Below are 12,087 nucleotides of genomic sequence, written 5' to 3' on the forward strand. Positions count from 1 at the left end.
ATCTAACCTGTATTTATCTAGCCTGAATTAGAGATAAATATTACTAACGCGTTTTAGCAATATTTCAGTTTTTATCTAGCCACTCGATGGCATCTTGATCGTTATTAAAAATTCTTACATTCATCGAAGTTGGTCGAGGGATTTTTTCGCCCATGACATTATCCGCGTAAGATGTCGAGTTGTGATCAACCCAGGCACAAGTTACTGGCCTCGAATCGTTGAGCTGAATAAGTTTATTGATGAGCAGTGGAATTTCCATTTTGTCAATTTGTCCATTCAACAACACGGTCGCGTGGATCTTGTTAACGCCATACTCTTCGCAATCTCGATAAATTCGTTTCCAGAGCAGGTAAGATGAGCGGAAATCGCGGTCACCAGTGACCAGGTAACGGAGGCGATCTCCTTCATGCCTCATGATGACTTCATAGCTTGTGCATTCGACGTCTAGCAAAATGATTGCCCCCGAATCGATCGAAACTAGTTGATGGCACTTTTTTATCGTTATTTATCATCATCCCTAACTTGATTGGTGTACATAACCGATTGCCTCACGCAGTCTATTATCTCACATCGTCGATTATCACCTGCCGTTTATTGTCATTTATTCCTTTTAATAGCATTTATTTTTTAAACGCTTACCAAATCAGACAGCCTTAGGATGCAACAAGGTTTATCAAATTGAATGTAACTTCAATCCATACCATTGATTCGACTTCTAGAGGGTTCATTCAAGTTTTATTGAGATAGAAACGCCAAAGTCCAATTCTAAAATACCACTTTATCACAATTACTACTATTTCATAGCGAAATTAATAACGCGCTAAAAATGTGAATTATGTCACACTTTGTCTGGCAGTAATCCTTTTAGCATGGACAGACCACTGACCTCTTCCCAGTATCGTGTTTCCTGAAATGATTTTTAAGGTTGCATCGTAAAATTTGTCTTATCAATGTGGTTAATTGAATAAATTTTTAATCCTGAAAAACATTTTCAGCGTTTTACTCCAACAACATTAATCAATCGAGTATGGAAGGCGATGAAAATGAAATTATCGAACAAGCTCTTAAAAGCTAATTTATTAACAACCAGTATTGCCAGCTTATTTTTTACAACTTTTACTGTTGGTGCGGCGCAAAACCCACCTCCCACTTCTCTAGCCAAACATGTCGCCGTCGCGGCCGAAAATCTTGCCGAACAAAAATTACCGAGTGCTCAATCCAAAGGTATTTTTAGCCACTCAAGCATGTTACCCATTTTAATACCTCGTTCTACTAGTGGAACACTCAATGCTAAGTCTACTTCACAGGCTACGAATCAACCGCTCACTATTAATCAATCGATTCTTTTCGATGGAGAATCGAATAGCCCGTTAGTGTTTATCAGCCCAGACTCTGAACAATGGTTGTTGACTGTTACCGATCCTGACGGACGACAAGTTCTTAATGAAACTAACGCCACCAACAATCGACTGACAGTAGAAAACATTACAGTTGGACAGAAGAGCTTTAAAGGAAAACAACTGCTAATTAAGACGCCAATAGCAGGAAAATGGAATGTTCAACTTACCCGCAACGAACGCGTCAAAAATTCGACCTCAGTCTCATCGACCAACGATAAAATTGATACTGCAAATCAGCCAATTGGGTATCTATTATTCAAAGGCGATCCAAACTTCAAGCTATACTCTCACCTGGACGATAACCTGACTATTCTCAACAGAAATATTAATGTTGTAGCTTACATGGTCAATGCTAAAACTGATCGCGGTGATCGAGAGCTTATGTTACGGAAACATCCACTTCAAGGGATGATAACCAAAGCAACAGCAAGAATTACAACGCCAGGCAATAATCTGGTTAAACTTGATTTGGCAGATGATGGGCTCAACGGAGATAAACTGGCAGGAGATGGAGTTTTTTCTGCGAAAATACCCACCCATGAAACTGGGGTTTACACCAGCCAAGTCACTATTGAAGGCATTCGCTCAGATGGCATCCGTTTTTCTCGCACTACCACCGATCTTTATCCTGTCGAAGCCCCCGCTTTCAATTTCACTCAAGCAGCGGCAAACTTAACACTTAGTGGCCAAACAACCGGAATAGTTTCTGTACCGGTAAAACAATTGGAGCCAGAAACTTCAGTTTTCATGGCCGGAGAAATCTGGGGAACTGACGCCTATGGTTTACAAAAACCTGCTGCCTGGATCGGCGGCATCGTATCTCCGGAAAAAAGTAATCAGAATGCTAATCTGAACTTGTCGTTCGATATTCGTTGGTTAAAACGCGCAAAACTAACGGCACCTTTCGTTTTGAAATCTCTCCGTTTGCAAACCGTTAATACCAATGTACCAATTGCTCAGGTAGAACAGCTACCGCTCAATCTATCTCATCAAACATCACGCAATCTGCAAGCCGTTTTAGCGGAAAATAAGTGGCAGAAAAACGCGCTTGATGGAAATCTTGAAATCACACCTGAAATGCTGAGAGGCAAACCACCAGTATCACTAAACAAAACCACACAAGCTGCTTCGGGTAGCGCATTAATGTTAGTTCATGGCTATTGCTCAGGCGGTGTCTGGAATACTAATCACTTCACCAATTCGATAGAATTTCAAGACTACAAAAAGAACCGAACTCATGATGAATTTGCCCAGCTAATAAAGAATTTTGGCGCGAGCTATTCGTCCTTTGGTGTGGTCGCTCACAGTCAGGGTGGCGCAGCAGCGTTACACCTGCTTGCGAAATATTGGACCGGTTTAGACAATGCCAGCGGCGGTCGTAAAATTCAATCATTGGGCACACCTTACCAGGGAACTGCACTGGCTGGAAACGCAGCGCTACTCGGTCAGTTATTTGGAATCGGCTGTGGCCCAAATACCGACATGACATACAGCGGCGCGGCAAACTGGTTGGCAACAATTCCTAGTTGGGCAAGAGCTGAAGTGGATTATTATACAACCTCGTTTAAAACTCGCTGGTGGGCTTACGATTATTGCCATTTAGCAACCGATCTATTTCTTGATGATCCAGAAGATGGAACCACTGAGAAATGGGCGGGACAGTTATCCGGCGCAGTGAACAAAGGCCACAAAAAAGGTTGGTGTCACACAACGGGAATGCGGGATACCGCGCAATATAAAGATAGCAGCCGCAACTCGTCTATGAACTCCCGAGCTGCACGATAAAACTCACTTAATGTGAAAATATCACCCAGTAAAAACTAAAATAATCAAGGCCTGATAGTAGTGGATTTTTCCACAACTATCGGGTCTAAAATCATTTAAAAATTGAAACTGAAGATAGGCCGAAGGAGATCAAGGTAGTAGCTGGTTGAAATGACTAGTTATTGTCAATCATTGACTGAGTCACATCGGTTATCTGTTCAAACTCGAATTGAGAAACCACCCGATTAATTTTCTCGGCTAAAATTTCATTTTGTTGTTCGATAGAAATATTCAACTGTTCGATAGAACTTACATCTCCGCTAAGTGCAGCATTATGCAGCTGAGTTAGCTGCGCCACTGAGAGCACAGCTAAATCTTCAACGGTAATTTTTTTCGTGCTATCCGTTTCAGCAGAAATATCGTTTTGATATTCAAACTGAACATTTAAGTGTCTAGTCATAAGCTCGAATAATTCTTCAGCTCGAAATGGTTTACGCAAAAAATCATCACAACCTGCGCCTAACACAATCGAGCGCTCTTCTTCAAATGCGCTGGCAGTTAATGCAATAACCACAGTGTTATTTCCATTAACCGACTCTTTTATTTTTTCAGTGGCACCATAGCCATCTAACACGGGCATCTGCATATCCATCCAGATTAAATCAGGATTTATTTCTTTCCAGACAGCTATTGCTTCTTCGCCATTACTTGCACTGTGAACCTCAAAGCCAACATTCTGCATGAGATTAACCAACAACTGACGACCGTCTGAACTATCATCCACGACCAAAATGCGGTATTGGCGTTGTCCTTTTGCAAGCCTGATTACTCTTCGTCCGGTGGAATAGGATGCTATTGAGTGAGTACCGGCTTCTTTAATGTCTATATCAAACCAAAATCGACTACCTGAGCCTACTTTGCTAACAACTTTAATCTGCCCCCCCATGAGCCCTACAAATTCCTGGCTGATTGATAACCCCAAACCTGTTCCTTCCCTCGCCTGGCGCCCAACTTCAGTTTGACTGAAAGGCTTAAACAGTAGAGCCAATTCTGAATCGGCAATACCTGGACCGGTATCCTCAACTTCAAAGCCTAAACGAGGCTGAGGTAGCTTTTGGTATTTTGCGCTTAGCGTTACCCCGCCTTGTGTCGTAAATTTAACTGCATTAGACAATAAATTAATCAGTACCTGACGTAATTTCCGTTCATCAGTTCTGACTGTTCTGGGTGTTAGCTCAATATTTTCAAAACGCAAAAAGATACCTTTGTTTTTCGTGCGCAAACTAAACATTTCTTCAATATTGTTTAAAGCAGTGTGAAGGTCAAAATCTTTTGGCTCAAAAGCACTACTGCCTGCTTCGATTTTTGCCATATCCAGAACATCATTGATTAAGTCAAGAAGGTGCTCACCGCTTCGGTGGATAGTTCCTAGATACTCATTAACTTTTTTCGGAACGCCAGCAGCAAATTGAGAGAGTTCTGAGAATCCTAGAATAGCATTTAAAGGTGTGCGTAGCTCGTGGCTCATATTCGCCAAAAAAGCGCTTTTAGCCTTGTTGGCTTCCTCGGCAACTTCTTTGGCTTGCAGCAGTTCCGCATTAGCTTCTTCAAGCTGCGCCGTACGAAGTTGTACTCGTTCTTCAAGTTCAGCATATACCTTGGCGTTATCAAGTGAAACCGCTGCTTGCGCAGAAAGTATCTCCAAAAGTTCAACTCGAGCCTCGGTAAAAACACCAGCACTTAAATTATTTTCCAAATACAGCAACCCCATCTGCTCAGCCTGCCGCGTAATTGGCATACACAAAATAGATTGTGCTTCACTGGTAACTAAATAGGGATCTGAGGCAAAACGCTCATCCAGCAATGCTTCATCTAGAACAATTGTTTCGCCGGTACACTGAACATAGGTCACTATTGCCAACGACAACGAGTCGCTTTGTTCCACTGAAATTTGCGGACATACCCGAATATTCCCCGGCGCTATTTCACCCTCTGCTTCAATTCGCAAATCACCTTTTTCATCAAGCAGCAGCGTGCCTTTTCTTGCACCAGCATTTTCCATCATGATTCTCAACATGACCACCAGCAACCTTTCCAGATTGATTTCTCTGGCGATTGCATTTGCTGCTTTGGTTACTGTCATCAGATCAAGTGGGCCAATCTCCTGAGTACCTGCAGTCGGCGTAATGCCAGTACTAGTTTGAGTGTTTTTCTGAGCCATTTGCGAACTGAATGAAAATAACTGACTGAACTTTTCTTCCAGGTCTCTAGCTTTACTTTCAGCGCCCCATAACTTGTATCCATACACGGCATCAGCAAGGTAAGTCGCTGCAATTTTCTTACGCCCTTGTCTCAACCAGAACTGCCCGCAAAGTTCACTACCGAGTGCTTCATATACAGTAAACCCCTGCTCTTTGGATGCGGCAATTGCATGATCATATAAGTCAGCGGCCTTCAAAGGATCATTACAAATTTCCGCCTCGACAAGAAGATATTTATCCAGAAAATTATCTGGACATAACTCAGCCCACATCTTCATTTGCTGCTGGTTTTGGTTGAGTTGCTCTGCCCAGTCTTTTTTTTCTGATTCTGTCCCATCACAACAAAGGCGCGCCAGGATCAGGGAGTCATAAAAATAATGGATGGCTGCAGATATAAAGGGTTTGAATAATGGTAGAAGCTCTCTGGCTTTCTGACTCATCGATAGCGCTTCACGATATAGACCAAACAGGTAATAGTTCAATGACTTGTATATATAATAGTCACCGATATCAATCCCCGCATGTTGTGACTGTTCGATAAAGGTTTCTTCATCAAAATCGTCGCTGTTGAAACTAAAAGGTATCTCGTTTTTTCCCTGGAGGCAGAGAAGAATGTGTCGGTTACAATTTGAGCCCTGATAGCAAAATAGGTTACCTGTTTTAGCAGAAAAAGCCATGCCTTCTTCGACAGTTTTTAACACCTCGGATAAAGCCTTACCTTCTTCAAGAAATATTCCAAACCTTGCCAAGTAAGTATATCCTGCATTTTGCAGATCGCCCATTTCAACGAGATACCGAAGCGCATTAGAAGAATATTCTCTTGCTTCTCGATATGGCCGATGCCACAGACAAGCGGCAGCGCAATAACTAAAATAAGCTTTGCCCAGTGCGAGCGGATCGCCAAATTTTTCTGCGATACGAGTGCCTAATAACCCCAACTCGTAACCTGATTTATAATCGTTCATCATTCCTGTAAATGCAGTGCTTACAGCGCCACAGGCATAAGCGTGAACACTCGACAGACCTTTACGTAAAGAGATATTAAGCATGGAGAAAGCAAACAGGCCAACCAAGCTTTGGTTATATAAAAAAGCGGGGGATAACAGCGTCGATAATATATCTAGTGTCATTTGTTGCTTTTCATCTGACAATGGTGGTAGCTCCAACAATTCTTCGAATGTTCGTCCTCGCAATCCCTGTTGAAAACGCCCTAACTCATTCTGAATAGCTTCTTCCAGATTCTCCTCTGATAGCGGCAAACCCAACTCCTCGAGAACACGGAACCCGGCATACACTGCCTCTTGAAAATAGCCCTGAGTGGTCAGTTGCGTAATATTGATTATATACAATTGAGCGCGCTCCATCAGCGTTTGCGCTTTAGTGAGGAGTTCTTCAAACAGAGTCTTCGCCCGTTCAAAATCTGCTGTCAGAAACGCGGTTTCAAATAATCCCAGATAGAGTTCAAATGTCAGCGTATATTCACTTTGCCAGGGAGAATCAGGTAAATAGTCAATCCCTTTTTGATAATAACTACCAGCGTCCTGATAAGCCGTTGAAAGTTTAGCCTGCAAGCCCGCTTGTAAATTAAGACGGGCCAGTCGCAAACGCTCTTCGCCCTCTTCTATCAATGCTTCACCATAGTTGAGATGATCAACCAGACTAAACAATTGTTGTTCTCGCTCTTTCTTCGAGAGGCTCGCCAATAATACTCGACCGATCTCAAAATGAAATTGTTCTTTCAGATTTTCTCCAACTAATGCATATGCGGCCTGTTGCATGCGGTCGTGAGCAAACCAAACTATGACAGGCGTTTCCTCTTGATCTTGCTCTTCCTGATCGCTAGCCCATTGCAATATTTGTGTGCCCTCCCGAGCAAGCACTAATCCCGCTTGTAATGCCGGCCATAATGCCTGGCAAGCATCGACAAGAGACAGTCCGGTTACCAAAGCCAGGACTCGCACATCGAACTGTGCTCCCATACAACTTGCCACTTCTAATAACCGTTGCGTCGATTCTGGCATTCGTTCGATTTGCTGAGTCATCAGATCGACTACATTGTCAGCCATTTGTAAAGAGTCAATTTCGGCGACATTCCAAACCCAATCTCCCTGCGCTTCATTAAATGAAACTAACTGAGACTCATAAAGGCTCTTTAAAAATTGATTAACAAAAAATGGATTTCCTGCAGTCTTGCGCATAACCAACTCACTGAGGCTTTCCGCAGCGTCAACCTCGACTTTAAAGGTATCAACAATCAACTCGGTTAAATTCGAATTATCCAGTGGACCGACTTCCAACGAATTAACTTTTGAAGTTTTCTGACCAATTTCCTCTAATATTCTGGCTAACGGGTGAGACATATCCACCTCATTACTTCGATATGCTCCCAACACGAGTAGATATTGATATTCTGGATTAACAAGCAGTACTTCAAGTAAACTTAAGCTAGCCATATCAGCCCATTGCAGGTCGTCGATAAAAATAACAAGAGGATGATCTTTTTGAGCGAAAACGCTGACAAAATCCTGAAAAGCCAGGTTAAACCTATTTTGAGTTTCGGCGGCACTCAATAATGGAACTTCCGGCTGTGGTCCAATAAGTTGCTTAAGCACGGGAAACACATCAACAATCACCTGTGCATTACGCCCAAGTACTTTGAGCATAGTTCTTTTCCATTCCTCAAGCCGTTTCTCAGGCTCAGCCAACAGTTGGTGGATCAGTCCATCAAACGCTTTTCTAAAAGCAGAATAAGGAATGTTTTTCTGGTATTGATCAAACTTCCCTGATGCGAAGTTTCCTCTTCTGGCGACAATTGGCTTATGCACTTCCTGCACCAGCGATGTTTTTCCGATCCCCGAGTAACCGGTCACCATCAGTAACTCAGCATGGCCCTTGCTAGCACGTTCGAAGGCACTCAATAACGCTGCTACTTCAGACTCGCGCCCATATAGCCGTTTTGATAAATTAAGCCGTGCGGTGATATCTCGTTGGCCTAATGGGAAAGTTTTTATTTCTCCGGTCTCAGCCAACTCAGATCGACATCTTTCCAGATCAACGATAATGCCTGCGGCACTCTGATATCTTTCTTCTGCATTTTTCGCCATTAGTTTCATGACAATTTCAGAAAGCATTACAGGAATTTCGGGATTGTGTTGATGAGGTAACACAGGTTGCTGTGCCAGATGGCAATGGATCAACTCCATCGTATCATCAGCTTCAAAAGGCAACCTGTTTGTCAATAATTGGTAAAGTGTAACCCCCAGAGAATAAAAATCAGTTCGATAATCAACCGCACGATTCATTCGTCCAGACTGCTCAGGAGACAAGTAATTAAGCGTTCCTTCCAGACTATTGAGAGCTTGAGCCGAAGTGACTTCTTCACTCAGCGAAGTCGCAATACCAAAGTCAATGATTTTTACCTGGCCTGTAGCAGGGTTCCACACCAGGTTGGCTGGATTAATATCCTTATGAATAATTCCTGCACTGTGTACATCTTTTATGCCTTCTGTAATTCTTATTGCTATAAAAAGAATTTCTTCGAAAGAAAAAGCAGCGTTCCTTATTCTTTGTAATTCAACTAGAGACTCTCCATCAAAGTCTTCGATGAGGATCACCGATGTGTTTTCATATTTTTCCAAACCATAAACTTTAATTACGAATTCGGAATTTAAGGTTTTAGTTAATTCAAATTCTCTGCGATGTTTTGCCAACTCTTTAACGGACGGCTTATCCTGCTTAAGAACCTTCAGGATGACAGGCGGCTGATTAGTTTTATTTAGAGTACGATAGATCAAAGTACGATCACTTTCATAGCATTTATCAGTCAGCTGAAAGCCCGCAATATTTTTTTTCAAGGTGCTATCCTCAACGACCGATTAATGCAGAATGGGAAAAACAAAAGCATGCGATTACAACCAGTTTTAATTTTTTGGTTAATCTCACAGGCGCAATACCTCGATGCTCGCAAACACCAAAAGTTGAGAAACTAGAAGTAACATAAGGTTCTAATTTTTTGTTATTAATATGAAAAAAATGATCAGGAATGAAGTTTGATAAGTAGAAATAAAAAGTCTGTAAGGCTTGGTAATAACATCTCATAATCCGTTACTCTTTTACTCCATTGCTAAATGTTTTTATACATTAAAGTTATACAAAATGACTATAAAAAACACCAGTACAGTTTAAAAAAATGACTTGATTTTTTCTTATAAAAAAACCGAAAAACCAGCTCAAATGCGACTATTTAAACATAGACACACTTTGACCAATTAGCAAATTTCACTTCAACGTGCCCGCAGGCTCCAGCTACGTCAATGAAGGTTTCATCCAAACTTAATGCTATGAAAAAACAGGCTCCTTAATCCAAAATTTACTAAACAAAAACTTGAACAATCATATAGTGAAAACCATACTCTATTTTGTTCTTCGAATATCCTTGTAGTTTGTACTTTACTGCTACAAAAATATTAATTGTGTAAATCACATGACCCAAATATTTGTTAGCCATTTCCTAATTGGCAGGATATATGAGTGCTCATCCAGATGGAGCATTTATAAAAATGCGACTTGGAAGCCACAATCAAAGGGATTGAAATTATGCCTACCATTAAACTTGCGTTTCTCACAGTATTACTATTCTTAACTTTTCCATGCAAAGGCGCTGAAAGCACTTACCAAATAGGAACAGGAATTTATGACATTACCGGACCGGCGGCCGAAATAGGTTTATATGGTTATGTGAATGAATCGCAAATAGCCAGAGGGATCCACCAGCGATTGAGATCGCGAGCTTTTATTGTCAATAAACCCTCAACCAATAAGCGGATTGTCTTTGTCAGCGCCGATGTTTCTGCGATTTTTCCGGCGGTGAAATTGGAAGTGGTGAAACGATTGGCTGCAACATATGGCACGCTTTACACCCATGATAATGTCATGCTCACAGCAACCCACACTCATACTGGACCAGGTGGTTCAGGCCATCATGGACTTTTCGTGCTGGCATCAATTACGGGCTATTCTCCACAAAATTTTGAAGCGGTGGTCAACGGTATCGTGCAATCGATTGAACGCGCTCACGCTAACCTCGCGCCGGGTTCAATTAAATTTTCCCGCGGAGAGTTAACGGGTGCAGCACTTAATCGCTCTTTGACTGCTTATAATCAGAATCCAGACAAAACAGCATATCCAAAAAACACCAACACAGATATGACCTTGCTTAAATTTGTTAAGGACGGCGGGCAGGAAATTGGCATGATCGACTGGTTTTCTACCCATAATACCAGTTTTAGCAAGAATTTTACGCTGATAAGCGGCGATCATAAGGGCCACGCTTCTTACCTGTTTGAACAGGATAAGGGAACCGATTATCGAGCCGCGGAAACTTTCGTGGCGGCTTTTGCCAATAGTGATGAAGGAGACACCGTTCCATCCGATGGCAACGCTTTTTCAATGCCTGGATTTCAGGGAAGTAGTGATGAATACTCAAATACACAGGCTGCCGCGTTAAAGCAATACCAAAAAGCAGTGACTCTGTATTCATCGGCCACCGAAGCGATGGATGGAGCCCTGGACTACCGACATAAGTGGGTAAACATGAACGGTTATCAGGTAAACGCGGCTTACACCGGCACCACGAATAAACAGCTCTGCCAGGCAGCTCGTGGATTTTCAATGCTAGCCGGCGGAGAAAACGGACCGGCTAATATTCCAGGTATTTATGAAGGAATGGTGGTCGGCGGTTTTAACATGAATGACGCGCTGGCAGCCGCCGATAATTTCATTGGCAGCCTGATTCAACTTATCCTGGGTGCAATTTTATTAGGTACCGATGATCCCTGCCAACATCCCAAACCAGTATTCATGCCGACAGGCTCCTTAGGGCTAGAACCACAGATTTTGCCTTTCCAGATTTTTGTCATTGATAAGCTGGCTATCATTGCAGTCCCTGCTGAAATCACAACCATGTCAGGACGCCGTTTACGGGCAAAGGTTTTAGCCACGCTAGCTAACGAAGATGTCGACTATGCAGTTATTGCCGGCCTGGCTAATTCATACTCTGGCTACTTATCGACTTTTGAAGAATACCAGGTTCAACATTATGAAGGCGCATCAACTTTGTTCGGCCCCCACACACATCACGCCTATGAACAAATTTTTAACGAGCTTTCTACCGCGCTGGCCAACGGCACAGCAATTACCGGTTCAGCAACACCCGTAGATTTAAGTAGCACCGCTTCCACGCTTTACCAGTCTCCCGGCGTCGCATACGACGATAAACGTTTGTTCGAATCTTTTGGCCAGGTAATGCAAGGGCCCAACGCAACTTACACGAAAGGTAATACAGTAACCGTGACCTTTCGTGCCGGTCACCCAAAAAACAATCTGAAGATACAGGACTCTTTTATCAAAATTCAAAAACGGGTCGGTTTTAACTGGGTCACAATTGCTGAAGACTGGGATTGGAGTACCCGCTATGAATGGCGCCGAGACACAGCGATTGATTGCCTGGCCTGTTCATTCGTTGACGCTATCTGGACGATTCCCAGTAATGCTTCAAGCGGTATTTATCGTATCCAACACGATGGCCACTGGAAACAGGCCATAACAGGCACGATCTTCCCTTACAGTGGCGCTTCTACAACATTTACGGTGAATTAACCCTG

Annotated in this window: 4 protein-coding genes; 2 read left to right on the forward strand and 2 right to left on the reverse strand. The window is 42.6% G+C overall.

Features of this window, described 5'->3' with window-relative positions:
• Positions 1-64 precede the first annotated feature (64 nt).
• On the reverse strand, positions 65-451 hold the full coding sequence (locus FLL46_RS21730) for a hypothetical protein (RefSeq protein ID WP_142933664.1): 387 nt from the start codon (positions 449-451) through the stop codon (positions 65-67).
• Positions 452-1,043: 592 nt separating this feature from the next.
• On the opposite strand from FLL46_RS21730, the gene FLL46_RS21735 reads away from it, so the two are divergent.
• Entirely contained in the window at positions 1,044-3,185 is a 2,142-nt protein-coding gene (locus FLL46_RS21735; protein WP_142933666.1) for a choice-of-anchor X domain-containing protein, read from the forward strand.
• A gap of 154 nt (positions 3,186-3,339) precedes the next feature.
• Here the strand turns inward: FLL46_RS21735 and FLL46_RS21740 are convergent, their stop codons facing one another.
• A complete protein-coding gene (locus FLL46_RS21740) occupies positions 3,340-9,279 on the reverse strand; it encodes a hybrid sensor histidine kinase/response regulator (protein WP_142933668.1) in 5,940 nt (1,979 codons plus the stop codon).
• 742 nt (positions 9,280-10,021) lie between these two features.
• On the opposite strand from FLL46_RS21740, the gene FLL46_RS21745 reads away from it, so the two are divergent.
• Positions 10,022-12,082 (forward strand): neutral/alkaline ceramidase, encoded by a 2,061-nt coding sequence (locus FLL46_RS21745; protein ID WP_142933670.1) that lies wholly within the window; start codon positions 10,022-10,024, stop codon positions 12,080-12,082.
• Positions 12,083-12,087 lie beyond the last annotated feature (5 nt).

It is taken from the genome of Aliikangiella coralliicola (assembly GCF_007004725.1).
Taxonomy (GTDB): Bacteria; Pseudomonadota; Gammaproteobacteria; order Enterobacterales; family Kangiellaceae; genus Aliikangiella; species Aliikangiella coralliicola.

Bases quoted from the DNA above. Each gene is read 5' to 3' on its own strand.
- FLL46_RS21735 (WP_142933666.1), top strand. From the start codon at position 1,044: ATGAAATTATCGAACAAGCTCTTAAAAGCTAATTTATTAACAACCAGT.
- FLL46_RS21745 (WP_142933670.1), top strand. From the start codon at position 10,022: ATGCCTACCATTAAACTTGCGTTTCTCACAGTATTACTATTCTTAACT.